Here is a 25084-nt window from a genome sequence, read left to right on the forward strand (position 1 = left end):
CCGGCTGGCTCGACTCCCGGCACTCCTTCTCCTTCTCCCGCCACTGGGATCCCAAGAACACCCACTTCGGACTGCTGCTGGTCTCCAACGACGACATCGTCGCGCCGGGCACCGGCTTCGACACCCACCCCCACCACGACATGGAGATCATCACCTGGGTGCTGGACGGCGGTCTGGTCCACCAGGACTCCGAGGGCCACAACGGAGTGATCTACCCGGGCCTCGCCCAGCGGATGAGCGCCGGCACCGGCATCCTCCACAGCGAGAAGAACGACTCCTGGACCCTCACCGGTGAGCCCGCCCACCAGGACCCCGTCCACTTCATCCAGATGTGGGTCATCCCCGACGAGGCCGGCATCAAGCCCGGCTACGAGCAGCTGGACATCAACGACGAACTCGCCCGCGGCGGCTGGACCACCCTCGCCTCCGGCATGCCCCGGCACGCCCACCAGCGCGCGATCGGCCTCCGGCAGAAGCACGCCGCCCTGCACGTCGCCCGCATCCGCCCCGACGAGACCCTCCCGCTCGTCACCGCCCCCTTCACCCACCTCTTCCTCGCCCGCGGCAGCGCCGAACTGGAGGGCGCGGGCCCGCTGGCCACCGGCGACGCGGTCCGCATCACCGGCGCGGAGGGCCAGCGCATCACCGCCGGCCCCGACGGCGCCGAGGTCCTGATGTGGGAAATGCACGCCGCCGTCACCACGGCGTGACCCGCGCACCGATCCGTGCAGTCGGCCTGTGGGGTACGAGCTGACGAAAGCTTCCGCAATGCGGCCGGTTCAACGGATCCTCCCGTCCCGGGGCCGAAGACCGGCCGGCGGAAGCGGACAGCGCATACGGGCTCCGCACCGGACCGCCCGGGCCGAGAACCGGCGGGCGCCGTTCCGGCCCTCCAGGTGCCCCGCGCGGTGGCCTCCTCCCGGGCTGGTCGGTGAACTTCGCCCCGCACCGCGTGCACACCGGTCGCCATGCCTCCCGCCCAGCCGCCCGTCACCGCTCCTCTTCCGCATCGGTCTGCGCGGCCTGGCGGCGGTAGAGGACCTCGCCGTCGGGGGTGTCGAGCACGGGGGTCGGCGTCCGCACACCGTCGCACCCCAGGCGCCGCCGCACCACCGCGTCCGCACCCCGCTCGCAGCTGCTCCAGGGTGGTGACGACGACGGGCACGGCCTGGCCCCAGTCCCGGGCCGTGATGGGGTCCAGCCAAGGTGAGGCCAAAAGCCACAACGGCTCCGCCGTGAGCTACGAGGTACTGCCTTCGAGCTGGCGCGGAACGCGGGAGGCGCGTAGTTCGCGCAGGTCGGGGATGTGGTTGTAGAGGGTGCCGACGGAGACACCGAGGAGTTTCGCGATGGACTCGATGCTGTTCTCCGGGTTGGGGAGCATGTCGCGGGCCGCGCGCAGGAGCTCGGGCGTGATGACCGAGGGGCGCCCGCCGGTCCGGCCGCGGGCACGGGCGGCGGCCAGGCCCTCGTTCGTCCCCGCGACGATGAGCTCGCGGATGAACTCCGCGAGCGCGGCGAAGACGTGGAAGATCAGACGCCCACCGGGCGTGGTGGTGTCCAGGTTCTCGTGGAGCGAGGTGAAGCCGACACCGCGCTCGCGCAGCTCGGCGACCATCGTCACGAGGTCCTTGAGAGAGCGGCCGTAGCGGTCGAGGGAGGGCACCACGAGGGTGTCGCCCTCGGCCAGGAAGGCGTGGCACGCCTTGAGCTCGGGGCGCAGGTCGTTCCTGCCTGACTTCTTGTCGGCGAAGACGCGGCGGCAGCCGGCCGCATTGAGCGCGTCGAGCTGGCGGTCGAGTTTCTGGCCTCCGGTGGAGACCCGGGCGTAACCGATCTTGATGTCGGTCCGTACGGCAGGCTCGGCGACGAGGAGTTCGAAGGACTCGGAGGGTGCGTTCACCCCCGGATCTTCTCAAGAAACGGTGGTCGGAGGTTGTTGAAGCACCAGGGTTTTTGAGGGAGTTTTTGAAGGCGACCCGGGGGCCGTGCGCACCGATTCCGTGATCCTCAATAAACGATGGTTTCTTGAAGGTCACCGAACTCCAGGAGGTCGCACCACCGCAGCGAGCCCGAGCCAGAGTGCCACGCTGAGCTACATGTCACTTGGTTCGCAGGTCGTTAATGGCACCCCACAGGGTGAGACCGCAGTTCGCCGCGGGTGACGGCGCGGTCCAGCAGGGCCCACGGCTCGTCGTCAGGCCCCCGCCGCAAGAAGTCCTCGCCCCACCAGTGCGCGCCCGACGCGGCCGACAGCCCTCCCGCACTCATGCGTCGAGCCGATCGTCATACGGATGGCCGGGCTTGCCCTCACGCCTCATGACCTTCCCTTCTCGCCGCGGGTTTCGCGCCGTCGCGCATCGAACCGGTCTCGCTGATGCCGCCCGACGGTGTGAAGTACCAGCGAGCGGTGAGGAGCATCGGAAGTCCCATCACACTGGCCACGATCATCGCCGCGGCCGAGACGGACGTACCCGCGAGCCATGCGCCGAAGGCGCTCCCCAGGAACATGCAGGCATCGCCCACGGGGATCAGCGCGGCGTAGTAGTAGCCCATGACGGAGCGCGGGATCCGGATCTGCACCTCGGCGTAGTACAGGACGTAGCCGGCCGACTCCATGATCCCAATGATGATCATCACGGCCATCGCGGCGGAGAAGTTCGGCAACCACGGCAGGGACAGCCACCCCACCGCCTCGATCAGCATCACGGCGACGTAGAGGGCGCCGGTGCTGCTCCGCTTGAAGCGCCCGATGAGCAGGCTTCCGCACAGGCCGCCCACGCCCATCGCGGCCAGCATCCAGCCGTAGAACCCGGAGATGTCGGAGTAGTGCTGCGCCCCCATGACGACCAGCATCATCCGGCCCAGCGTCACGGCCAGGAGATAGCTGAACGAGGTGAGGGTCGCGCCGCGGATGAACGCGTCGGCCGAGATGACGCGCAGGAGCGCCCGGGTGCTGGTGACGTACGCCGTCCTGAGCGCCTTGCGGTCCTTGGCGCCCGGGGACTGGGCTTCCTCGCCCGCGGCCGGCGGCAAGGGCGGGACCCGGAGCATCATGACCACCGCGACGAGTGAGGTCGCCGCCTCGAGGAGGAAGGCGACCCACAGCGGCCAGCCGATGGCGATGATGACGCCGACCAGCGGGGGACCGGAGAGGGTGGACACCCGCTGAGCGGCCATGAGCAGGCCGTTGCCGCGTCGCTCGTCGCCCTCGCTCACCACCGCGGGACGCAGAACGAGCCGGGCGGGGCCAGCGAGCATCACGGTGAGGCCGATGCCGAGCGTGAGGATCTGGATCTGCCACAGCGCCCCGCACACCGGGATGAGCGCGGCGAACAGGGCGGACAGGAGCGAGCTGAGCATGGCGATACGGCGTGGGTCCCGCCTGGCCAGGAGCCTGCCCACGATCGGCCCGGCGGCCATGCTGGGAACCAGCCTGATGGCCAGGGTCAGCCCTGCGGCCAACGTGGTTCCGTAGTCGCGGATCAGGAGCAGGGGAAGAGCGACGGCGGTCATGCTCGTTCCCAGGTCGACAGTGAAGATGCTGACCATCAACGGGATGAGGCCCGGTTTCCGCACGCGTCAATGCCCCATGCCCAGGCCGCCGTCCACGGGGATCACGGCCCCGGTGACAAACCCCGCTCCGGGCGAAGCCAGCTGCTGCACCGCGACGATCTCGTCCTGTCGTTTCTGGGTGAGCCCCTTCCTCATGTCCGGGCCCAACTCCCTTGCGAGGGAACGGGTGAGATCGACGATGCGCGCGGCCTGGCGGCGGGTGAAGGCCGACAGGAAGGAGCTGATCCGCTGTAATTCTGAGTTTGGCATGGGGGGAGCGTAGGCAGCCGTGGACCACAGCCGCCTGCGAATTACCCCCGGCGGGGCGCAGGCTTCTCGGGAACCTTCAGGCCGCTTCCGCTTCTGGGACCGCGTCGGGGTCGAGCTGGGTGAAGTCGACGTCGAGGTGCACTTCGTACGCCTCTGGCGTGTCGCCGAGCTCGTGGGTGGAGTATTCGCCGAATCGCATGATGTGCTCGGTCAGGTACGGGGAGATCTCCGCCAGGTCCTCCGGCTCGATTTTCCAACCTTCGGCCTGGAGCTCGCGGACGATGTCGGCGATGTCCAGGGTGTTGTGAAAGATGACCGTGTTCGTGAGCAGAGAGTTGAACTTCATCGCTTTCTCTTGCTCGATGGGGTCGTTGTCGGCGATGACCCCGCGGTTGCCGAAGTGCAACCACTCGGCGAACCCGTTGTACGCCTCAACCTTGTTCGTCGCGGCCGTCACCCGCCGACGTATGGACGCGTCTGAGAGGTACGTCAGCAGCTGGACTGTGCGGATCACGCGCCCGACCTCGCGGAACGCGGCGTAGTGCGCGTTCTTGCGGGAGCCGGAGCGCAGGCGCCGCAGCAGCAGCGTGGAGGAGATCGTGCCTTCGCGTACGGAGATCGCCACCCGCATCAGGTCGCGGAAGTGCGTCTCGATGAGGTCCCAGTTGACAACGTTCTTGCCCGCCTCGCCGAACAGGGCGTCGATGTGGCGGTACTGGACGGTGCGGGTGGGCCGGTAAAAGTTGAGGTCCTTCCAGTTCCTGATCCTGGGCATCAGCTCGAAGCCCAGCAAGTGGGCGAGGCTGAAGACAGGGAAGCTCTGGCCCTGGGTATCGGCGTGGATGGTGGTGGGCTTGACCTCGGAGGCGTTCTTGAGCAGGCCCTCGATGATGTAGACGGCCTCCCAGACCCCGCACGGGATGAAGTGCGTGAACAGCGCGATGTAGGTGTCGGCGATGTGGTGGTAGGCGATGCCGCCGGACTCCCCGAGCCGTACCGAGGTCTCGGAGAGCAGATTGTTGAGGTAGGTGTCCATGTGGGTGCCGTCCGCGCCCACCGTCGTCCCGTCCCCCCAGGCCCGTGACATATCCAGGCGGGCGTGCGCGTTGACGACGTCGGTGATCGCCTCGTTCAGCTTGGCGATGTTGAAGTGCCGGTTGGCCGCCATCGACAGCTCGTGACCGGACACCCCGGCGATGTGCCGGGCCGCCTCGTAGGGGCCCATGTTCGTGCCGTTCACGAAGGTGGTGATGACGTACCGGCCGAACGGGTCCTTCAGTTTGGGGTCGTTGCCCGAGGCCGGTCCGAACCGGCGCCACCATTCGATCCAGTACGCGGTCCGGGCCAGAATCCCGATCAGGGAGCGCTCCGGCATCCGCGCTTTGATCTCCTGTTCCAGCCGCTTCGCGCTGGGCCGCTGGTCGTCCGCGCGGCGCTTCTTCAGCGTCGGGACGCCGGTGGCCGGGTCGATGAACAGGTCCTCGTTGTCCGGGTAGCCGGCGTCCGCGGCCGCGGCGGCCGCGGTGAGCTTGTCCTGCAACTGGGCAGTGAAGGCGGCCGCGTCGAACGGACTGTCGTCACCGGCCTCGCGTAGGCCCACCTCCACCAGGTAGGCGGGCAGCTTGGCCTGCACCGCAGACCAGGGCAGCAGTTGCTCGCTCCAGTCGGCGTACTCCTCTGAGCCGATCACCGCGACGTCGCCGGTTCGCAGTTCCTCGGCGAGAGAGCAGAACACCATTGCCTCGAAGTGCTTGCGGACGAACGCCCCGGGCCGGTTCTTGTTCCTGATGGCCTTCTGCCAGTTCTGGGTGGCGAAGGAGACGTCGATCTTCCGCCCATCCTCGCCGATGTCCGGGATGGTCTCGCGGGAGGTCCTGTACCGCTTGGCGTGCGCGAGCGCGTCCAGCACCCGCCCGTCCTCGCTGGTGGCCCTGAGCTCCAGCAGCCCCGTCAGATCGAACATCACCGCACGGTCCCGGCCGATCTGCCCGTACAGCAGCACCTCCCAGTTGTCACCGTGGTGCGCGGAGACCTTCTCGATCTGCTCGTACTGCTGGGCAAACCCGCCGAAGCCGTCCACCGCGGCTGTTACTGCGCCGAGCCCGCCGGCCTGCACGCGCAGCGCCTTGGCCAGGGCCAGCAGCGCGGGCGAGACCCGGCCGTCCAAACGGCGGGCGGCCTCGGCCGCATCCGCTTCCTCCTCCAGGCCCGCGACAGCCCCCAGCACCTCGCCCGTCATAGCCGCGGCCCTGGCCCGAGCAGTCTGCGCGGGCCCACCGTCGTCGACCTGCTGGAGCAGCGTGCGGTAGTTCCCGACCAGCGCCTCCACCATGGCCTGCTGGTTCTTGCGGATCTCCTCCAGCTCCTCCTTGGCCTTCTTCACCTTCGTGGCAATGCGCTTGGTGAACATCGTCGTGAGATCGTCCCGGGCCCGCATCCGTGCCTTGTGGACCAGGCACGCGATCAGCGCGGCCCGCTTCATGGGCGTGTAGTCGCGCAGCACGCCCGCGTCCGCGGCGGCCGCCTCCCCGGCGAAGTCGGTGACCTTTCCCGATGCCACTCCGTCCAGCCACACGGCGGAATCGCCCAGTCCGTCGACCCACTCCAGGTGTTTGGCGAGGTTCTTGAAGTGTGACCAGGTCGCCCGCTGGGCGGGTTGCTTGAGCCGGTTGAACGGCGTCTTCCCATCGAGCCCCATCACGTCCAAGAGTCCGAGCAGCCGGGCCCGGCGGGCCTCGCTCAACCGGTCGTGGATACCGACGCAGATCGCGGCGTTCACCTCGCCGCGCAGCGCCGAGGCCATCGCATCCAGGGTCGAGAAGGCCGGCAGCTCCAGCCCAGCCTCCACCAGCTTCTCCAGCGCGATGTTGATCAGGTCCGCCGGATTGTTCTTCGCCTCCGCCTCGGCACGGATCGTCTCCCCCGCCACCGCGCGGGCACCGGCCGCGTCGTACTTCGCGCCGAGCCGCTTGCGGACCAGGGCGCGGTGCTGCTCGGCCGACCGCTGCGAGGCGTACACCGGCAGGGTCCCCTCCGGCAGCTCCACCACCCGCCGCACGAAGTCCACCACCATGTTCGGGATCTCCGCCAGCTTCGGGAAACACCCCATACGCTGGTACGACTTCAGCATCAACAGCAGCGCGAGCCGGTGCTCAGCCGACTGCGTACGGCTCACCGCCCACTCGGCTTCCTCCCGGCTCGGCGAGAAGAACAGGTGCAGCTCACGCGCGGTGATCAGCCGCTTGAACCGCGGATACGCCGTCCGCTCGATCGAGGTCACGCCCCACCCCACCCAGGTGCCACAAGCCGTCGTGACTCCAACGACATTGCGCCGAGCGGGTGACGGCCTCCACGGGCTCAGAACACCCCGGTCGCCTCGTTGTGGCTTTTGGCCTCACCTTGGCTGGACCCCTACTGACCATCGTGCTGCCCGCGATGTTCGAGTGGGAGCAGGACCGGCCCGGCGGGTGCCGGTGCGCCTGCGCCGTCTTCCACCAGTCGCAGATGCGCCCGGCCTGCACGCACCCGGCCGATCCGGGTCTGCTCGTGCGGGTGCAGACGCCCGCCGAGACTTCCCGGCCACTGCCGGTCTGCCTGGGCTGCTATCACGACCTGGTCCCGCTCACCGCCTGAGCCAGCCCCGGCTTTCCGCCCGCGTTTCCACCTGCTTTTCCGCACACGGGAACGCGGGCGCATTGCTGTCCGCGGCCCCGTCGGCAGGGACGCACCCGCCGACAGGGGCACCTCGGCGGCGCGACCTGGAGGGGAGAAGCAAAGCGGACGGGCGTGTCCACGCCCGGCGCCCCGGGTGCGGCCCCCCTGCGGGCCGCGCGTTCACCGGCGACGGCCGAACCGGCCGCGGCCGGCCTCCCGGCCGTCGCCGGGCGCGGCCCGCCGCCTGCCCACGTCACGCGCCCCGCCCCGCTCTTGCGGACCGCTGAGCGCCGCGGCCCGGCTCACGCAAGGTGGTGCCTGCCTTCTGTCCTCTCGCGGCTTGAGGCCGCAGGGGGCTGATCGGTGCCACCCAAAGGCGGGGCGTGGTGCTCGGCGGTAAGGATCGTCGCCGTCTGCGGCACGGAGGTGATCACCGTCTGTAGATCGGGGGTGCGGTTTGCCCGGTATGCGAGGGACGCAGGGACGCACTTTTCCCCTGCATCTCTGATCCCTCTCCTCTTCTCTTCTTCTCCTTGTCATTCCAACAGAGATGAGGGGGTCAAGTGCGTCCCTGCGTCCCTCCAAAAGCCGCATAGCGGATACGCGGCAGGTCAGAGGCAGGGACGCACCAGGGTCGCACCAGGGACGGACTGCGTCCCCAGGGACGCACTTGGCGCCCCGAGGGACGCACTTTTCACGGGTGCGTCCCTGGGAGCGTCCCTCCCGGAGGGCAAGTGCGTCCCTGCCGTCACTCACGCAGCGTGAGGAGCGGCTGCCGGGGGCCGGCGGTAGGCTCCGGCCGGTCGGACCAGACACCTCGAAGGGGCGGCACGTGAGCGGATTCGGAACCTGGCTGGAGCGGTTCACACAGGTCAGGAGCGCAATCGGCGACCTCGCCCGGGACGCGGCCGCAGACCCCGACTGGCCGGACGGCCCCGACGAGCTGGAGACGTACGCCGACCACCTGGAAGAGGCCGGAGCCTCCGAGGCCGCGCTGGAGACCCTGGCCGACGCCTGGGCCCGGTACGCCGCCAGCCGCTGACCGTGCCATGCCCGGCCGCCGGGCCGTCGCGCCCTCCCGCCGAGGAGATCAGCGTGGTCCTGCCGCCGTCGGCTGAGGTACCTCCGCCCCGCCGTCCTCGGCGCCCCCGCCGCCGGGGTTGCCTTTCTGTGGCTGATGGCCTGCGCTTTCGCGGTTAATCAAGCTAGATAATCCGCCCCTCAGTGTGGGCACGCCGAAGGCCCGCCCGTGCGCGGCACGGGCGGGTCGGCGGTGGCGCTACCCGGTGAAGGTCTCTTGCACCGGGTCCGGCTGCTGTGGCGGCGCGGCGGGGTCGGGCTTCGGGATGTAGGTGATGAACAGGGAGCGCTTCCCGTTCGACTTCGAGCGGGCGATGTCGACCCCGAGCTTGTCGAGGTCGGAGGCGACGCGGTTGATCCGGCCGGACAGGGTGCCCGGTGTGCGGGGCCACTTGTCGTTGGTCATGCCGATCTGGCTGGTCAGCTCGTCCAGCAGCTCGGCGGTGGTGCCGTCCCAGACGCGGGCGCCGTCCTCTGGCCGGGTCGGCATCCGTTTCATGAGGACCAGGAGCTGGGTGGCGACCTGGTTGGACTCCACCACCTCCTCCGCCAGCTCGGTGCGCTGCTGGAGGTAGTCGCGCAGGATCGACTTCTCCGGCACGCCGTACACCTCGTCCAGCGCCGCCATGATCAGGCCGTAGTCGGCCATGCGGGGCAGCGGGATCTCCCCGCGGTCGGCCTTCTCCCGGATCGCCGGGAGCTTGTTGAGCGTGGCGACCAGGAGGTCGAGCAGCGCGCCGAGGATGCGCGGGTGGGCCTCGTTGTACGCCTCCCACAGCGCGGTCTCGGTGCGCCGCTGGGTGATCCGGTCCAGGTGCACGGGGATCATGCGGTCCGCGAGGTCGCCGCGCAGCGTGCCGACGTCGATGCCATTGACGATCAGCACCCGGCGGAACTCCTGGACCGTCACGTCGGAGTCGGAGTACAGGGTCCGCTTGACGTTGGCGTCACCGGTCGCCGCCCGGCACATCGCATCCGAGAGCCACTCCGGGATCCGGGACAGGTTGTCCAGGCCGACCACCCAGGAGCCCACGGCCGCGGTCGCCCAGTCGTCGGGGTCCTTCGGCGTCGACCGCGCCGGCGCGGCGGACGGGTCGATGAGCTGGACGAGCATCTTCGTCGCCGTCGACTTCGCCGTGCCCTGCTCACCCGAGAGGAACAGCAGTGGGTGCGGGATGCCCGGCACGAGCCCGGAGACCAGCCACGACACCATCAGCGGCCACGACGCGTCCGTCACGTTCAGCAGCTTGCGCAGCTCCTTCAGCGACCCGCCCTTGACCGGCTCGGGCAGCGGCTGGGTGAGCTGGGAGCGCCGGAACAGCGGCTGACCCTCGGCGGCTGGCCCCACCGACCACCCGGCCCGGGTGATCGCGACGACCTTGCCGTCCGCCCGGCCGAGGTCGAGGACCAGGCCGTCCTCGGACCGCTTGCCGAGCGGGGCGACCCGCAGGTGCAGCGGCACCGGGTCCTCCGCCTGCGCCCGGCCCTCGATGGCGAGCATCGCGTCCGCCAGCGCCGACGACGACGCCGCCTTGTGGTGCAGCCCGTAGTAGGTCCGGGCCAGCTCCGCCCGCAGCGAGATCCGCCCGCCGCGCAGCAGACGCGCGATGCGCGGGCCGTCCTTCGGCACCGCGTACAGGTCGCCCGCCTCCGAGCTGCCGAACTCGTACCGGCTGTCCGCCATGGCGATGACCTGGTCCGCCACGGACATCTTGTCGTTGCCGCCGTCTGCGGCGCCGCTCTTCTTCTTGCCGCGCGGGGCCGGGGGCGCCGCCCGGGTCGACTCCTTCCAGGCCCGGAAGGCCGCCAGCTCCTCCGGGCTCGGGGTCGCGTCCATCTCGGTCATGCCGCACCCCCGCTCACCAGCGGGAGACGCAAGCAGGTCCGACGGCGTACGAAGGTCTCGCATTCGAGGCCACTCCTCGGGTGCCGGGCCCCGGGGCGGTGGTGCGCCTGCGGGGCCGTCATCAGGTCCGAGGCGTGGTGTACGTGGCGCTGACCCTTTGTGTCCTGGGGTGCGGTTCGCATCAGGCGGCACCGCCCATCCGGCGGACCGGAGCGGTCTGCATCCGGCGCGGACGCGCGAGGCCGGCGGACATGCCCGACCGGAGCGTCTTCTCGATCTCGCGCGGGGTGTCGGCCCCGAGACCGCACGCCTGCGCGGCCTCCGTCAGGTGCTCCTCGGCGACGGCCTGGTCCACGAGCCCGGCCGCCACCAGCTGGCCCGCGCGGTACGCCGCGAGGTTCAGCCGGTTGTTGCGCCCGCCCGGCTGCTTCATCGCCGCCAGCTCGTCACACTCCGACCGCAGGATGCCCGCGGCCCACCGCTGCTCGCGCGTGCCCTGCCGCGTCAGCTCCCGCAGCCGGGCGACCACATCGGCCCGGCGCGGCGCTCCCCCGGCTTTGGGTGGCTCGGGTGCGGCCGTGACCAGGGTCAGCAGCCAGTCGGGCAGCACCGCCGGGTCGGTGGGGCTCCCGTCCTCGAGCACGTACGCGGCCCCGTCGACCACCGAGCCGATGCCGACGACGTAGCCGCCCGCCGCCCGGGTGTCGAGGCAGAAGCCCAGGGTGCGCGCGGTGTTCCGCACCGCCACCCCGGCCGGGGCACGGTAGACCCGGTGTCGGCCGCCGCTCGGCGTCCGGACCGTCATGGTCGGCGTGACCCGCGCGCCCGGCGTCCGGGCGGCGAGCGAGTGCAGCATCGTCATGCCGTCCACGATCTCCGGGGAACCGGACACCTCCCCCTCGTGCGGCAGGTCCAGGTCCAGCGCGACCAGCCCGGAGGGACCGCACGCGACGCCGATGTTGAACGGGGCCCGGCCCCACGTCCGCTCGATGACCTCCGGGTCGCGGGTCGCCCGCGCCTCCCAGTCCAGCCACCTCGGCTCCTTCGCGCCCACCAGCAGCGGGTGGACGTACATCCCGCGCTCGGCGTACCGCAGCGCGCTGGCCAGCAATCTTGCCCGGAGCGCCCTGGTTGCAGCCGTTTTGCTTTCCCGGGATTGTGGCACCGGGGCCGATACATCTCGTACCCTCATGTTGAGAGCTCCTGAACTGTTCTCTCGACTTCGCCGGGATTTGCGGTCCCGGCCTTGCAGTGACCGAGGCGCCCTGGCAGGGGCGCCTTCGGCGTTTCTGGGCCCTTATCGTGCACCCGCATCGGCTGTGGATCTTCATCATTCAGGACGACGCGGGGTGTAAGCCCCGGTTTATGGTGCTGAACGGCGCGTGGGGCCCGAAGTTCCGGGCCCCACGGGCGTTAGCTCAACGGAGTGCTGAAGCGGAGGACCCACCCGGGCCCCGGCCGGTGCACGGTCGCCTCGACCGCGCGGCCGTCGGAGGTGTGGCCGATGTGGGTGATCTGCAGGAGCAGGCTCCCGACCTCCACCCCGAAGGCGTCGGCCTCCACCTGGGTGGCCGGGTACTGGAGGACTTCCTCGATGACCTCAGTCTGGGTGAATCCGGCCTCTGCCATCCGGCTGATGATGCCGCCCCGGCCCGGGTCGGGGTTCTCGATCCCGGCGGCCTCGGCGACGTCCACCGGCACGTACGAGTCGGCGAGCTGGACGAGCTGGTCGTCCTTGTACATGTGGCGGGCCCGGATGACGGTCTCCTCGGTCTCCGAGATGCCGAGGATGGCGGCCACCTCCGCCGGAGCTGAGCCGCGACGAACCTCGGTCTCAACCCGAGGTGTACCGCCGAGCCGCTTGATCTCGGTCTCGAAGGCGCCGCGGCTCTCGCCGGACTCCCGACGCTCCTTCAGGTACCGCTCGGTCGCGTCACGGACGATCGCGTTCTTGGTGCTCAAGGTGGGTCCTCTCAGATTTCGGGCTGGTCGATGGGCCACTCGTAGCTGAGCGACCACAGTGTGGTGGGCAGAATGTGGATGCAGACCTCGACGGCTCGTCCCTCGGCGGTGAGACCGACGTGGGTGATCTCGTAGATGGAGCGGGACGCCGGGATGTTCAGGGCCTCTGCCTCGTCCTTCGTCGGAGTCCGCACGTCAATCTCTTCACGGATTCGAACTTGGGCGTGGCCAGCCTCTGCGAGGCGGGACTTACTGCCACCCTCGCCGGTGTCCTGTTCTTCGAGCTGGGTGCCGAAGGCGACGTCCCCAGGAAAGTACGAGGTGGCGACCTGAACGGCGGTCTCGTTCGCGCGCATGGTGCGCGCCCGAACCAGGACCTTCGCCGCGTGATGAGTGCCCAGGATCTTGGCGACCCGGGCCGGGGGCTTGAGACGACTGATCACCGTCTCGGAGTACGGCGTCATGCCCAGGCGGGCGATCTCACTCGCGAACGCGCCGCGAGCGCCATCCTCCTCGCGGGCGGCCTTGATGTACCGGCCGGTCCCGTCACGGTGGATCTTGCCGAGGATCGGAGAGACGAACGTCCCCTCTCCCCGGCGGGAGAAGATCAGCCCTTCGTCTTCCAGCACCTTGTACACGTCCCGAGCCGTTTGGAAGGCGACCCCTTCAGCTTCCTGGAGGTCGCGGACCTTCGGCAGGGGGGACCCGGGCGGATACACGCCCCGTCGGATCTTGTCTCGAAGCTCAGCGGCGAGCCGCTGAACCTTCGGGACCTTGCTCTCATCCACGCCTGCTCCCTCATGTGTGATTGCGCGTCTCCAGTCTGTCAGAACTAGTTCTGTCTGGACAGCCAGGGCGACCATACCTTGGGTTGCGTCACTCGGGAAGCTCAGAACTAGTTCAGATTGCGAGTCTGAACTAGTTCTATTGACACTGGCTCCGGAGAGTGCCTTAATCGTCACGTCGCACCGCAGAACTAGTTCAGCGGAACGCGGCGAAGGACCCGGTATGCCGTCTGTATCCGGGTCACAGCCATGCCCAAAACGGGCGTGGCCCCGCGCGCCATTGCGGGGCGCATTGCGGGGCCACTAGGGCCGTTCCACGAGAGGAGCACGACCCACATGAACATCATCGTCGCAGGTCAGCACATCGTTACGGACTCCGAGTTCCTGGAGGTCGCGGTCGGCTTCGGCTCCGAGGTCGAGCCGCTCGACCTCGCCGAGGAGTTCACCGCCGGCGGACTCTCCAGCCGGGACGCGCTGGACAGCTTCCTCGCCGACTTCCAGGTCGAGACCGACACGGACCGCGAGGACGCCGAGTACTACGCCGAGCTGCTGCGCCGGATGCCCACGCCGCTGCGCCGCCGCACCGCCCGCCGCATCACGACCGGGACGGGGGTCGCGGCATGAAGCGCGCCCTCGCCCACACCGCCCTGTTCCTGCTGACCGTGCTGGAGATGACCCTCGGCGTGATCGCCGGGATAGCGGCTCTGGTCAGCGTCATCACCGAGATGGTGGCCCGTGCGACGGCCGCCGGCGGCGACACCTTCGCCCGGCGCCTGCGCATCCGCACCGTCTCCCCCCGACTCCGCACCGAGATGGCGAACGTTCTGTCCGGGCTCGCGAACCCGGCGGCTGGAGGTACCCGATGAGCTACCGCGAGGAACGCCGCGCCGACGAGGCGCTGAAGGCAGAGCAGTCCCGGAAGAACGCCGAGCTGCGGGCGGAGCAGGCCCGCGAGGACCGCCGCCTGGAGCTGGAGGCCAAGCTCAAGGCTAAGGAGATCGCGGCCGAGCAGAAGCGCAAGGACGACGAGGGCAGGGCCGAGCAGGCCCGGAAGGACGCCGAGGCCAAGCGCCGCCAGGAGCTGGCGGACAAGCGGGCCCGGCAGCAGGAGAAGGACCGGAAGAAGGCCGCCCGCCGGGCCAAGGTCACCAAGCTGACCGGCTGGCTGAACCGGAACCCGGTCACGGCGTTCGTCGGCTTCGTGATGGTCTGCTCGATCGTCCCGGCCGTCATCTCGCAGGTCGGCGCCCTGTCCGACGCCAAGGTGAACGTGCTCCTGGCCGCGCTGCTCTCGGCGATGCTGGAGGGCACAGCCTGGGCCCTGACCTTCATGGGCAAGGCCGCCGAGGACGCCGGAAGGCCGGCGGGCAAGTACCGGGTCGCCACCTGGTGCACCGCCTTCCTCGCGGCCGCGGTGAACTACTGGCACTGGGCCGCGACCCTGCCGAACGACCAGTGGGTCGCGATCGTGTTCGCCTGCTCGTCCCTCATCGCGATCTACCTGTGGGACATGAAGACCCACGGGTCGCACGGCAAGACCAAGGAGGAGCGGCGCCAGGAGAAGGCCCGCCGCCGGCACCTCGCCGACCGGCGCAAGCACCACAAGGACATCGCCTCCGAGGCCGACCGGCTCCTGTCCGCCCTGCCGTTCGAGTCGATCTCGGAGGAGGAGGCGTTCGCCACCGCGTGGCGGATCAAGCGGGGTGCCGAGCCGGGTCTGTCCGCCGAGGTCTACGCGGACGCCACCAACGCCCGGGTCGCGCTCGGGGCGGCCTTCGAATTGGGTGAGCACGTCCGCCCGGAGCTGGTCCGCGCGGGGATGCTCGCGAGCCTCTACAACCCGCTCCCGCACCGCCTCTCCGAGGGCATCCCGACCCTCGGTCCGGCCCTCCCGCTCCCGGCTCTCCAGCGGCCCTCCGAGGGCGCTACAGCCCTTGCGGGAATTGGGATGTACGGGTCTGAGGACGCAAGCGAGAAAGCCCGCGAGAAGGCCAGCGGGAAGGCTTCCGGGAACGCTGGCGACGACGCCAGCGGGAACGGTCGCCGGGGCCGGTCGGACGAGGAGCTGGAGGCGCTCCTGCCGGACGGGCTGAAGGTCGCCGCCGAACTCGTCGCGGAGGGCAACCAGATCTCCGCCGCCGCCCTGTCGAAGCGTCTCGGCATCCGCCGGGACGACGCGCGGCGGCTGCGGGACCGGGTCGTCGCCGAGCGCAAGCTGCGGCTCATCGACGGCGACGCCGCCGCGGTGGGGGCCTGACCGATGGCCCGCCGGATCGCTGATCTCTGGGACCCCAAGGGGGAGCGGCACGACGTGCCGACCTTCCCCTGGGGCCTGGCCCCCGAGGGACTGGCGACCCGCGACCAGCTCGTGGCCAAGGGGCTCCGGCCCCGGGGCCCGGCCGTCGCGCAGGTGATGTGGTTCAGCCGGAAGTCGCCGGCGGAACCGCGGTTCGCCCGCCTCTACGAGATCGACCGAGCCACCCCGCCCAAGCCCCGCTCCCCCGGCCAGCTCGCCTCCCTCGCGGCGGCGATGCGGGCCCGGAGGACCTGCCCCGAGTGCGGCGAGGTCAAGACGTACTGCATCGCCACCTCGCTCGGGGCCTGCACCCCCTGCGCCGACGGCTTCACCGCCGCCGCCTGATCCACCGCCCCCCGAAAACGCGGGGCCCTGGCGCTCCACCTCCTACAGCGACCGCCAGGGCCCCGCTCCTCCCGAAGGAGAAGCACCAGCATGACCGAGATGCCGACCGGCCCGAGCCAGGAGAGCACAGACCTGGCCACCGTTACCTACGTCCACGGCGCATGGCCGGCCGCCGACACCAGCCCGCTGCCCGCCGCCCCCGCTTTGGGTGGCACGACCGAGACCACCGACCGCGCCGCAGTTCTCGAGTCGGCCCGCTGGGTCCTGGAGGGCACGGTCACTTCGGCCCCCGCCGAGGTCGAGAAGACCGAGGTCGACCTGGACGCCTTCGACGACCGCCCGCTCATCCCGGCCTGGGCCAAGACGCCCGAGGGCTGGGCCATGTACTCCGGCGTCGTCTACCGCTCCCGGCTGCGGGCCTACCGCCGCTGGGTCCGCCGCCAGCGCACCGACCGTGGCCACGCCGCCCAGTTCAAGCGCGGTGCCCGCCGGATGCAGGACTGGGTCACCGGCTTCGAGGGGATCCAGACGCAGGCCCTCGCCCACCAGGCGCACGTCGCCGCGAAGGAGGCCCGCGCCGCCGCCCGCGCCGCCCGCTACACCCCGGCCCTGATGAAGAACAAGAAGCAGACCGCGCTGAGGGAGGCCGACCGGACCCAGACCGTCGCGATGCAGGCGGTGAACGCCCACAAGCAGGCCAAGAACTACCGCCGTAAGCTCCGTGCCCTGCGCGCCGGCGCAGCGTACGGCCCGCCGCTGACGGCGATCAGCACCGGATACCTGGGAGCCGGGGCACTCGGCGCGACCGCCGGTGCGCTCGCCACGTTCGCGGGCGGCGCCTTCGCGGGCCGCGAGGTGGTGACCGAGGAGACGGATTGGTCGGCGGACTGGCGCTCCCTCGGCGACGGCGACCCGATGAGCGTGCCCATGCTGGACGAGGTGTTCCGCCGCGCGAAGGTGATCGGCGCGGAGGAGAGCCTGCACATGGTGAAGATGCCGATGCTGGACGCGCGCGGCGCCTGGTCGGCGGTCATCGACCTGCCGCCCGGCATTCCGGCGAAGAAGGCGATGCGCGCCCTCTCCGAAATCGCCTCCGCCCTCGGGGTCGAGGACGCGCAGGTCAACATGGTGAAGACGAAGGGAAAGGGCGCCCGCTCCGGCCGCCTGGAAATCTACGTCTCCAAGGACCTGCCGTTCACCGAGAGCGCCGAGGCGGGCCCGCTGCTCGCCCTGGAGGCCGCGACCAACTTCTGGGGCCGCATCGCCATCGGCCCCGACGTGCGCGGCCTGCCCATCTCGATCTCCGTGGTCGAGCGGTCCGGCCTGGTCGGCGGCGAGCCCGGTGCGGGCAAGTCCGCGTCCGGCAACGTGATCCTGCTGGCCGCCGCCCTCGACCCGCGGGTCATCCTCTGGCTCGCGGACGGAAAGGCCGGCGGCGACCTGGAGCCGTTCGCCGAGCTGTGCGAGTACTTCGAGGGCGACGCCGACCCCGAGGCGTTCTACGAGATGCTCAAGGCCGCCGTCGCCGACATGAAGGCGCGCTACGCCCTGCTCAAGAAGCTGGGCAAGCGCAAGGTCACCGAGGAGCTGGCCGACAAGTACCCGCTGCTGCGCCAGAAGCTGCTGTGGGTGGACGAGCTGATGTTCTACACGACCGACGACGAGTTCGGGAAGAAGATCACCAAGCTGCTGCGCAACCTGGTCTCCCGGGGCCGGGCCGCCGGGATCGTGACCTTCTGCGCCACCCAGAAGCCCGGCAGCGACGTGGTGGACACCAGCCTCCGGGACCTGCTGTCCATCCGGTGGGCGCTGCGCTGCACTACTCCTGAGGCGTCCGACACGATTCTCGGCAAGGGCGCCGCGGCGGCGGGCTACTCGGCGAAGACCATCGAGCCCGAGATGCGCGGTGCCGGCCTGCTGTGGGCCGAGGGTTCCAACCCGGTCCTGGTCCGCGCCGACTACTACACCGACGACCAGGTCGAGCTGCTGCTCAAGCTCGCGTACGACCGGCGCGAGGCCGCCGGCACCCTGCCGGACGGACCGAAGACCCTCGCCGACCAGCTCCGGGACAAGGGCGAGGCCGACGCCGACGTCCTCGCGGTCCTGGTCGACGTCTTCAACGCCTACGACCAGGAGGCGAAGGAAGAGGATGCCACCGGCGAGGTCGACTGGCTCCCGGGCACGGTCCTGGTCGACGCGCTCAAGGCGGCCGGACTCGACATCACCCCCGAGAAGCTCGCCCGCCTGGTGGTCCGCGAGGACGGCGAGAAGAGGAAGCGCACCTGGCAGGACAGCACCTCCGCGCTCAACGGCTACCCGCTCACGGCGGTGCTCCGGGCGGCCCAGACGAAGTACGGCCTGACCGCCTGAGAACTCGGATCCACCCCGGACGGCCGCCCGGAATGCCCCGGTATCACCCCGGACCGGGCGGCCGTCGACCCGGACAGCACCCCCCGGAACCTGGACGGGCCCCGTCCAGGTCCAGCCGGGCCCCGTCCAGGATGCTCACCCCCTCTGACCTGCATCGATACCGGCGCCGTCCAGGCCCGATCCAGGTCCCAGCACCGCCCGAACCCTGACAAACCGACAGAGTCGAGAAAGGGCCCGCCATGGATGCGAAAGCCGACCTGAAGCTGCTGGGCATGGCGCACGTGGACGGCACGGAGCTGCTGTGCTCCGGGTGCGGCAACGGCCTCTCCCTGGAGATCCACAAGCACGGCTTCCGCGAGGTCCACCCCGCCTGGATCTGCTGCCCGTCGTGCGGCAGGGGCGAGGACTCCGGCGTCGTCACCAACGGCCTGGTCGACGCCGTCCTCGCCACCCGCGCGGCCCGGATCAAGGAGGCGGACCGGGACGTCTTCCGCGCCGAGTGGCGCGGCATCGTCATGACCGGCGAGATGCGGCCGCTCATCGACATCCACCAGCTCATCGGCGCCGCCAAGGCCGTGCACGAGGCCGCGGCCCCGGAGGTGAAGCGGTGGTGGCGCTCGAAGAAGAAGGAGGCCAAGGCCCAGCTGAAGGAGAAGGCCGGCGCGGTCACTGGAGCGGCGAAGGGCAAGGCGAACGAAGCCGCCGACGCCGTGAAGGAGAAGGCAGACGAGGCGATCAGCACCGCGCGGGCCACCGCGCTCACCACGGCCTGGACGCTCCAGACCGGCGGGGCCGGGCCGACGGCCAGCCCCCGGCCCAAGCGCCGACGCTGCACGGTCAAGGGCTGCCGGGCCGGGATGGTCACCATCTCCACCCGGGTCCACGCCGCCACCGGCAAGACCTCCGAGGTCAAGATCCGGTGCGGCGTCTGCCACCGCAGCAGCACCTGACAGACGCTCCTCCGGAAGAAATTTCCGGGCGCTGACCTGCACGGACCCGCTCTATGCAGACTCCGAGTCTGCGAACCCCTGGACATGCAGACTCGGAGTCTGCATCATCTAATTACCGCAAGCGAAAAAGACAGCGAAAAAGAAAGCCGATTCGTAGAGGAGAAAGTCTGTGACCACCCGAAAGCTCGCCGCCGAGACCACCGGCCCCGTCACCATCGACGCCAGCCTCCTGGGGCACGGCGGCGTGATCTCCGTCCGTGCCGAGGCCGACTGCGAGCGGGCCACCCTCACCATCAGCACCACCGACGAGGAGGGCCCCGCCGCCGACGCGGTCCGCAAGGCCACGCTCCGCCAGTCCGCGACCGGCCTGAACGCCACAGTGCACGGCAAGGGCGGCGTCAGCGGCACCACCGTCATCACCGGCGGCCGGGGCGGGATGACCGTGATCCAGAGCGCCGGGACCGTCCACGGCGAGATGACCGGCATGACCTTCAACGGCGGCGTCATCGGCGGGAACTTCGTCGGCGGCGACGTCTACGTGAACGGCGTGAAGGTCACCGGCGGCGACACCACGGTCATCAAGGGGGCCGCCCCCATCGCGATCACCGCCGTCGTCCCGCTGGGCAGCAAGGTCATCGGCCACAGCCAGTCCGCCGACATCGAGGCCATCGGCTCCTTCGCCGTGGTCTCCGGCCACACCCAGTCCGGCAGCGTCCGGGTGGACGACGCCGAGAAGGTCACCGCCTCCACCCAGTCCGGCTCCGTCAGGGTCAACAAGGCGGCCGACATCAGCGCCAAGACCATGTCCGGCGGGGTGTACCTGAACCTCACCGACGTGGTCGACGCCCACACGATGTCCGGCGCCATCGACATCCGCGACTTCGGCGGCACCGCCCGGCTCAAGACGATGTCCGGCGCCATCAGTGTCCACGCGACCGCCGGCGGCGACATCGACGCCAACACGATGTCCGGCGCCATCGACGTCACCGCCACCCAGGCCGCGCTGGACGAGCACCTCGATGTCCGCCCGCGCTCGATGTCCGGCCGGATCAACGTCCCCTCCCGCCGCACCCCCGGCGCCGCCCCCCGCCGCCGCGGCTTCTGACCGCCAGCGAAACAGCCAGCGAAACAGCCAGCGAATCCGCCAGCGAAAACGCAGACAGGAGACACCGTGCCGAACGCACTGACCAGGTTCTTCATGGCCCTCACCGGCAAGTCCTGGGCCTACGAGTCGGTCGAGCAGGTCCGCGAGGCCATCGCGAAGAACGCCTTCGACTCCCTCCCGGAGCGGGCCCAGGAGCACGCGACGGGCGCCGCCGGCCTCAGCGACCCCTACGCCTTCCAGCCCGGCCTGATCGCGCTGCACGACGACATGCACGACGTGTGGCACTACCTGACCGCCCTCGCGGACCGCGCCGATCACCTCGGCTGCGCGAGCCTCACCGACAGCCTGAGCGACGCCGCCGACTCCGTCCGCCACGTCCTGAAGCACGTGGCCGACGCCGCCGAGGCGACCGTGCCCCACCCCCAGGTGCCGCTGAGCAGGTAGACACGCCCCGGGGCGGCCGTCACCCGGCCAAGGATCACCGGCCGCCCCGGGCCCCGCATCCCGCTCCGAACGGCAGCGGGAGGGAGCCCCCATCGTCCCTCACGACACCGAAGGAGCCCGCCCCATGGCAGCTCAGCCCAACCAGGAATCCCGCGACGCGGCGAAGGGCCGCTTCACCGAGCTGAAGAAGGTCCGCGACCAGGCGCACGAGGACGCCGAGAAGGCCAAGGCCGCCGCCGACGAGGCGATGTGGAAGGCCATCGCCGCCGAGCTGGACGCGGGCAACGCGCTGCAGCTCGACGTCGTGGACGCCACCGGCTTCTCCCGCGACCACGTCCTGCGCCGCACCAAGCCGTACCGCAAGAACTGACCGCCCCGGCCCCCGGGTCCGCCCCGGGGGCCGGCGCTTCCCCCGACACAGAAAGCCGAGGTCGCCCCGTGAGCACCGAGAACCCCGCCGCCAGCCGCCCGCTCAGCGAGTCGGAGGCCGAAGCCGAGGCCCGCCGGATCATCGAGGGCCTGTGGAGGTCCGAGCCCGCGACGACCTCGACCTCGTACGTCGACCGCACGCCGGTCCCCCCGTACGGCGCCACGCCGCCCGTGCCCCAGCCGGACCACCGGATCGTGCCCCCGTGGGCCGCCGGGGTCGCCGTCGCCTCCATCGGCGTCGGCGCCGGCATCACCGGCGTCGGCTGCGGAGTCTGGCTCGTCTGCCAGGGGTTCGCCGCCGTCACGCTGACGTCCGTCCTGTTCGTCACGCTCCCCATCGCCGCCGTGGCCGCCGCCGTCGTCGCGGTCGGCTCGGTCGTCCGGTCCGTGAAGGCCGCGAACGTCACCACCCACCACCACTACTCCGGACCCGTCCAGCAGGAGCACACCACGCAGGTCACGAACCACGGCAAGTGGTTCGGCCGGTCCAACACCACCGTCAACCACTGATCGGAGACCACGATGGAGAGCCAGAAGGCCCTGAACCCGCCGAAGGGCGAATGCCGACAGTGCTGGTACCACGCCCACGCCTCCCGCGAGGCGCACAAGGGACTCGGTCCCCGCGAGGACTGCCCGGCGTGCGTGGACCACATGGTCAACGGCCACGGCAACATGATCGTGAAGGGCTGACCATGAAGCTCCCCTGGATGAGCCGCGCCGACCGGCGCCGCTGGAGGTCCGCGAGGACCGTCGCCGACCTCGGCGAGCTGATGGCCCGCTGGCTGGAGGGCGCGATCGCCTCCCGCCCCGGCTACCAGCCGCGCTTCGGCCCCGACGAGGAGACCGCGCACCTGGTGCCCACCCTCGCCGCGCTGTGCCGGACCGGGTACGTCACCACCTGCTCGCAGCCCGGATTCGCCGGCACCGGCGCGGACGGCCTGTGGTGGGAGCAGCGTGCCGCGGTCGAGCTGGTCGTCACCGACCACACCCGGCTGCCCCGCCTGCTCGGCGCCGCCCGCGCGGCCGGGATGCTCGTCCGCGTCAACGACCACCGCCGCGGCGGCGTCCGGGACGAGCCCGTCGTCGTCACCACCCGGGACGGCGAGCCGGTCACCGCGTTCGGCGGCCGGATCGGACGGGCGGACATGGCCATCCAGTGGACCGGCCTCGACCGCGGCCTCTACGACCAGGTCGCGCACGGCACGTACGTCTCGATCGCGGCACCGGAGTACGGCCCCGCCGGGGAACGGCTCTGGGGCGTCCTCGACTTCCTGACCGGCCTGCGCCGCGAGGAGCCGGACGACCCGTGGACCCGGTCCGCCGGCTGACCCGCGCCCGGCGACGTCGCCCCGCCAGCGCCCGCCCTCCCCCGCTTTTGGGTGGCATCCGGGAGCCCCGCCGAGCCGCAGCGCTCAGTGGGACTTCCGCCGCGTGGCGGGGCGGGTGACGGACGGAAGGAACGGCGGTCGCGCCCGGCGCCGCCGGGGAGGCCGGCCACGGCCGAGCGGGCGGCGCCGGTGAACGCGCGACCGCCATAGACGGAGAGCCGGGACGCCGGGCGCGGACGCGCCCGTCCGCTTTACCCCTCCCTCCTCCCGGCGGCGCGGGGCGTGGGTGCGCCCCTGGGGAGACGCACGCCGCCCGTTCTGTGCGCCGGGGGAGCGGACGACGGGCCCGGCCGGCGAGATTCTTTCCGGGCCTGACCAGCACCGACCCAGCCTATGCAGACTCCGAGTCTGCGAACCCCTGGACACGCAGACTCCGAGTCTGCATCATCTAATTACCGCAAGCGAAAAAGACAGCGGAAAAGCAAGCGACCGACCCAGGGGATGACATGCGACAGACCATGCCGACGGCCGACGACAACGCCCGCGCCCTGGAGCTGGCCGGGCAGGTCGCCGCCCTCCTGGACCAGCTCGACGCCATGCGGCCCGGCAGCGTCCAGGCCGGTCCCGGCCGGATCTCCGGTCCCGGCCTGGAGATCCGCCGCGGCCTCGACGGCGCATGGACCGTCCGCACGGACCGCTGACCAACCCGCCGAGCACCACCTCCCGAAGGAGCCCAGCACCCATGACCGCAGCCGTCTTCGCCGCCGTGTTCGTCGCGCTGTACGTCGCGCACAGCGTCGGCGACCACTGGGTCCAGACCTCCCACCAGGCCGCCCACAAGGGCGAGAACGACAAGACCCCGGGCCAGTCCAGCCGCGCCGGTCGGATCGCCTGCACCCTGCACGTCATCGGACTGACCATCACCAAGGGCATCGCCCTCGCGGCGGTCGTCCTGGTCCTCGACCTCCCCATCACGGTCACGGGCGTGGCGGCCGGCCTCGGCATCGACGCGGCGACCCACTGGTGGGCGGACCGCCGGAGCACCCTCGCCTGGCTTGCCAAGACCACCGGCAAGACCGAGTTCCTCACCCTCGGGACACCCGCCCACCCGGCCCACCCGGTGACCGCCCAGGGCGGGTACGCGCCGACGCTCGGCACCGGCGCCTACGCCCTGGACCAGAGCTTCCACCACCTGTTCCTCGGCATCGCCGCTCTCCTGATCGCGGCGCTGTAAGCAGCGCACACCCAAGCAATCCAGCTAGATAACCCGCAGCTCACCCCGGAAGGACCCCAGTGGACAGCACCCCGAAGATGACGCTCGACCAGGAACTGCAGGCGGCCGTCGCCATCGTCCGGATCGGCCTGGACCGCATCCGCGACGCCGCGTGCCGCACCGAGGAGGCCGGCCCGCACGCCGCCGCCCTCCAGGCGCTGTACGACCCGGCCAAGCCCGACGCGGGCGTCCTGGCGGCCGTCGCCGACGTCGTCGGCACCATCACGGTGTCGGTGACCGAGGTCGACCACGACGACATCGAGCGCGTCACCGAGCTGCTGGACGAGGCCCAGGGCCACGTCCAGGACAGCACCGGCGACCGCATCCGCCACGCCCTCGACCTCCTGGCGCCGCTGCTGCTGCGGTGCGAGGAGTGCGGCAAGCAGAGGGCGGACGTGGAGGTCATCCCCGACCCGTTCTCCACCGCGCTCTACCCGGAGGAGCCCGACCACCGGCAGATCCCGCTCTGCCCGCCGTGCGCCACCAAGCGGTTCGAGGAGAGCTGACCCATGACCGTCCGCATCGTCTCCTTCGGCTACGGCCACGGCCCCACGCCCACCGCCGACCTGGTCTTCGACCTGCGAGCCCTACTCCGCAACCCGTTCCACAACCCGGAGCTGAAGCACCGCACCGGCCTCGACCAGGAGGTCTACGACCACGTCATGGCCACCCCGGGCGCCGAGCGGCTCGCGTTCAACGCGGTCGCCACCGCCCGGGCCCTCGCCGAGGACACCGGCGCCGACGTCACGATCGCCTGGGGGTGCACCGGCGGCCGGCACCGCAGCGTCGGCCTGGCCCGCGCCTCGTACGAGCTGCTGCGCGCGGTCGGCGACGGGGTGACCATCGAGCACCGCGACGTCGACCAGGCGCTGCTGCCCGCCGGAGTCCACAACCGGGAGCCGGGTCCCGGCCGGGCGTAGTCCCCGAACCGGCCCGGCCTGTCAGACCCGCACGACAAGATGACCCCGGGGCCGCCGCCGTGGTGGCCCCGGCCCGTTTCTGGAGGAGTTCGAACCCATGACCGACAAGACGCCCGCCCAGCTCGCCGACGAGGCCGCCGAGGCGATCCGTGCCATCAACCACCTGACGCAGGGCTCGCCGCGCGACGACTGGCGGTACCCCGGCGACGTCTACAGCCTGGTCGCCAACCTCTCCCAGATGGCGATGATGCTGCCGCAGGCCCTGGAGCAGGCCAGCCGCTTCATCACCGACCTCAACGAGGGCGGGCACCTGCGCAGCGACAAGGACCAGTTGGAGCACGACCTCGGGGAGGTCCTCTACGGCCTGGACGACGCCCGCAACGCGGCGCAGAGGCTGTACGGCTCCCTGAACCGTGCCCACAACGGCCTGGGCCCCATCGGCTACAAGGACTGACGGGTCCCGCGCTCGTTG

General features: G+C 70.8%; 27 protein-coding genes and 1 pseudogene. 20 read left to right on the forward strand and 8 right to left on the reverse strand.

What is annotated here, in order from left to right; translation table 11 throughout:
- On the forward strand, window positions 1-710 hold a 710-nt coding region (locus AB0I73_RS23525; protein ID WP_363040334.1), incomplete at its 5' end, for a pirin family protein.
- 530 nt (window positions 711-1240) lie between these two features.
- Here the strand turns inward: AB0I73_RS23525 and AB0I73_RS23530 are convergent.
- The 4 genes and pseudogenes from AB0I73_RS23530 to AB0I73_RS23545 form a co-directional block, all read right to left on the reverse strand.
- Window positions 1241-1903, reverse strand: a complete 663-nt coding sequence (locus AB0I73_RS23530; protein ID WP_363040336.1) for a recombinase family protein — start codon at window positions 1901-1903, stop codon at window positions 1241-1243.
- 407 nt (window positions 1904-2310) lie between these two features.
- Entirely contained in the window at window positions 2311-3552 is a 1242-nt protein-coding gene (locus tag AB0I73_RS23535) for an MFS transporter (protein WP_363040338.1), read from the reverse strand.
- Between the two features lie 30 nt (window positions 3553-3582).
- Window positions 3583-3669, reverse strand: a pseudogene (locus tag AB0I73_RS23540) (beta-ketoacyl-ACP reductase); the annotation flags it as partial.
- Window positions 3670-3901: 232 nt separating this feature from the next.
- Window positions 3902-7105 carry a Tn3 family transposase gene (locus AB0I73_RS23545; protein ID WP_363040340.1) on the reverse strand — a complete coding sequence of 1068 codons (3204 nt, stop codon included), beginning with the start codon at window positions 7103-7105 and terminating at the stop codon, window positions 3902-3904.
- Between the two features lie 119 nt (window positions 7106-7224).
- Here AB0I73_RS23545 and AB0I73_RS23550 point away from each other — a divergent pair, with 119 nt between their 5' ends.
- Together AB0I73_RS23550 and AB0I73_RS23555 are read left to right on the forward strand one after the other, a co-directional pair.
- Window positions 7225-7458 (forward strand): DUF6372 family protein, encoded by a 234-nt coding sequence (locus AB0I73_RS23550; RefSeq protein ID WP_363040342.1) that lies wholly within the window; start codon window positions 7225-7227, stop codon window positions 7456-7458.
- A gap of 853 nt (window positions 7459-8311) precedes the next feature.
- A complete protein-coding gene (locus AB0I73_RS23555; protein ID WP_363040344.1) occupies window positions 8312-8521 on the forward strand; it encodes a YozE family protein in 210 nt (69 codons plus the stop codon).
- Between the two features lie 237 nt (window positions 8522-8758).
- Here AB0I73_RS23555 and AB0I73_RS23560 read toward each other — a convergent pair whose 3' ends face one another.
- The 4 genes from AB0I73_RS23560 to AB0I73_RS23575 form a co-directional block, all read right to left on the reverse strand.
- Entirely contained in the window at window positions 8759-10405 is a 1647-nt protein-coding gene (locus AB0I73_RS23560; RefSeq protein WP_363040346.1) for an ATP-binding protein, read from the reverse strand.
- A 181-nt stretch (window positions 10406-10586) separates the two neighbouring features.
- Entirely contained in the window at window positions 10587-11516 is a 930-nt protein-coding gene (locus AB0I73_RS23565; protein ID WP_363040348.1) for a bifunctional DNA primase/polymerase, read from the reverse strand.
- Window positions 11517-11818: 302 nt separating this feature from the next.
- Window positions 11819-12367 (reverse strand): UTRA domain-containing protein, encoded by a 549-nt coding sequence (locus AB0I73_RS23570; protein ID WP_363040350.1) that lies wholly within the window; start codon window positions 12365-12367, stop codon window positions 11819-11821.
- Window positions 12368-12378: 11 nt separating this feature from the next.
- On the reverse strand, window positions 12379-13230 hold the full coding sequence (locus AB0I73_RS23575; protein ID WP_363040352.1) for a GntR family transcriptional regulator: 852 nt from the start codon (window positions 13228-13230) through the stop codon (window positions 12379-12381).
- A gap of 258 nt (window positions 13231-13488) precedes the next feature.
- Here AB0I73_RS23575 and AB0I73_RS23580 point away from each other — a divergent pair, with 258 nt between their 5' ends.
- From AB0I73_RS23580 to AB0I73_RS23660, 17 genes are all read left to right on the forward strand, one after another.
- Window positions 13489-13776 (forward strand): hypothetical protein, encoded by a 288-nt coding sequence (locus AB0I73_RS23580; RefSeq protein ID WP_363040354.1) that lies wholly within the window; start codon window positions 13489-13491, stop codon window positions 13774-13776.
- Window positions 13773-14018, forward strand: a complete 246-nt coding sequence (locus AB0I73_RS23585; protein WP_363040356.1) for a hypothetical protein — start codon at window positions 13773-13775, stop codon at window positions 14016-14018. The genes AB0I73_RS23580 and AB0I73_RS23585 overlap by 4 nt, the downstream gene beginning before the upstream one ends.
- On the forward strand, window positions 14015-15409 hold the full coding sequence (locus AB0I73_RS23590; protein ID WP_363040358.1) for a DUF2637 domain-containing protein: 1395 nt from the start codon (window positions 14015-14017) through the stop codon (window positions 15407-15409). The genes AB0I73_RS23585 and AB0I73_RS23590 overlap by 4 nt, the downstream gene beginning before the upstream one ends.
- 3 nt (window positions 15410-15412) lie before the next feature.
- Window positions 15413-15793, forward strand: a complete 381-nt coding sequence (locus AB0I73_RS23595; protein WP_363040360.1) for an RRQRL motif-containing zinc-binding protein — start codon at window positions 15413-15415, stop codon at window positions 15791-15793.
- Between the two features lie 90 nt (window positions 15794-15883).
- Window positions 15884-18163 carry an FtsK/SpoIIIE domain-containing protein gene (locus tag AB0I73_RS23600; RefSeq protein ID WP_363040362.1) on the forward strand — a complete coding sequence of 760 codons (2280 nt, stop codon included), beginning with the start codon at window positions 15884-15886 and terminating at the stop codon, window positions 18161-18163.
- A gap of 239 nt (window positions 18164-18402) precedes the next feature.
- Complete coding sequence (locus AB0I73_RS23605; RefSeq protein WP_363040363.1) at window positions 18403-19113, forward strand: hypothetical protein; 711 nt, start codon at window positions 18403-18405, stop codon at window positions 19111-19113.
- 169 nt (window positions 19114-19282) lie between these two features.
- Window positions 19283-20218 carry a DUF4097 family beta strand repeat-containing protein gene (locus tag AB0I73_RS23610; protein ID WP_363040365.1) on the forward strand — a complete coding sequence of 312 codons (936 nt, stop codon included), beginning with the start codon at window positions 19283-19285 and terminating at the stop codon, window positions 20216-20218.
- Between the two features lie 66 nt (window positions 20219-20284).
- A complete protein-coding gene (locus AB0I73_RS23615) occupies window positions 20285-20662 on the forward strand; it encodes a hypothetical protein (RefSeq protein WP_363040367.1) in 378 nt (125 codons plus the stop codon).
- Window positions 20663-20786: 124 nt separating this feature from the next.
- Complete coding sequence (locus tag AB0I73_RS23620) at window positions 20787-21032, forward strand: hypothetical protein (protein ID WP_363040369.1); 246 nt, start codon at window positions 20787-20789, stop codon at window positions 21030-21032.
- A 68-nt stretch (window positions 21033-21100) separates the two neighbouring features.
- Window positions 21101-21601: a hypothetical protein gene (locus AB0I73_RS23625; RefSeq protein ID WP_363040371.1), complete on the forward strand. Its 501-nt coding sequence runs from the start codon at window positions 21101-21103 to the stop codon at window positions 21599-21601.
- Between the two features lie 12 nt (window positions 21602-21613).
- Window positions 21614-21781, forward strand: coding sequence for a pRL2-8 (locus AB0I73_RS23630; RefSeq protein WP_363040373.1), 168 nt, complete (start codon window positions 21614-21616; stop codon window positions 21779-21781).
- A gap of 2 nt (window positions 21782-21783) precedes the next feature.
- Window positions 21784-22419, forward strand: coding sequence for a hypothetical protein (locus tag AB0I73_RS23635; RefSeq protein ID WP_363040375.1), 636 nt, complete (start codon window positions 21784-21786; stop codon window positions 22417-22419).
- 506 nt (window positions 22420-22925) lie between these two features.
- The gene (locus tag AB0I73_RS23640) at window positions 22926-23120 is read left to right on the forward strand and encodes a hypothetical protein (RefSeq protein WP_363040377.1); all 195 of its coding nucleotides are present in this window, start codon (window positions 22926-22928) and stop codon (window positions 23118-23120) included.
- Between the two features lie 41 nt (window positions 23121-23161).
- On the forward strand, window positions 23162-23653 hold the full coding sequence (locus tag AB0I73_RS23645; RefSeq protein WP_363040379.1) for a transcriptional regulator: 492 nt from the start codon (window positions 23162-23164) through the stop codon (window positions 23651-23653).
- Between the two features lie 59 nt (window positions 23654-23712).
- On the forward strand, window positions 23713-24198 hold the full coding sequence (locus AB0I73_RS23650; RefSeq protein WP_363040380.1) for a hypothetical protein: 486 nt from the start codon (window positions 23713-23715) through the stop codon (window positions 24196-24198).
- 3 nt (window positions 24199-24201) lie between these two features.
- Window positions 24202-24612, forward strand: a complete 411-nt coding sequence (locus tag AB0I73_RS23655) for an RNase adapter RapZ (protein WP_363040382.1) — start codon at window positions 24202-24204, stop codon at window positions 24610-24612.
- A gap of 97 nt (window positions 24613-24709) precedes the next feature.
- Entirely contained in the window at window positions 24710-25066 is a 357-nt protein-coding gene (locus AB0I73_RS23660) for a hypothetical protein (protein WP_363040384.1), read from the forward strand.
- Window positions 25067-25084 lie beyond the last annotated feature (18 nt).

Origin of the sequence: Streptomyces sp. NPDC050388, from assembly GCF_040655635.1 — a bacterium.
GTDB lineage: Bacteria > Actinomycetota > Actinomycetes > Streptomycetales > Streptomycetaceae > Streptomyces.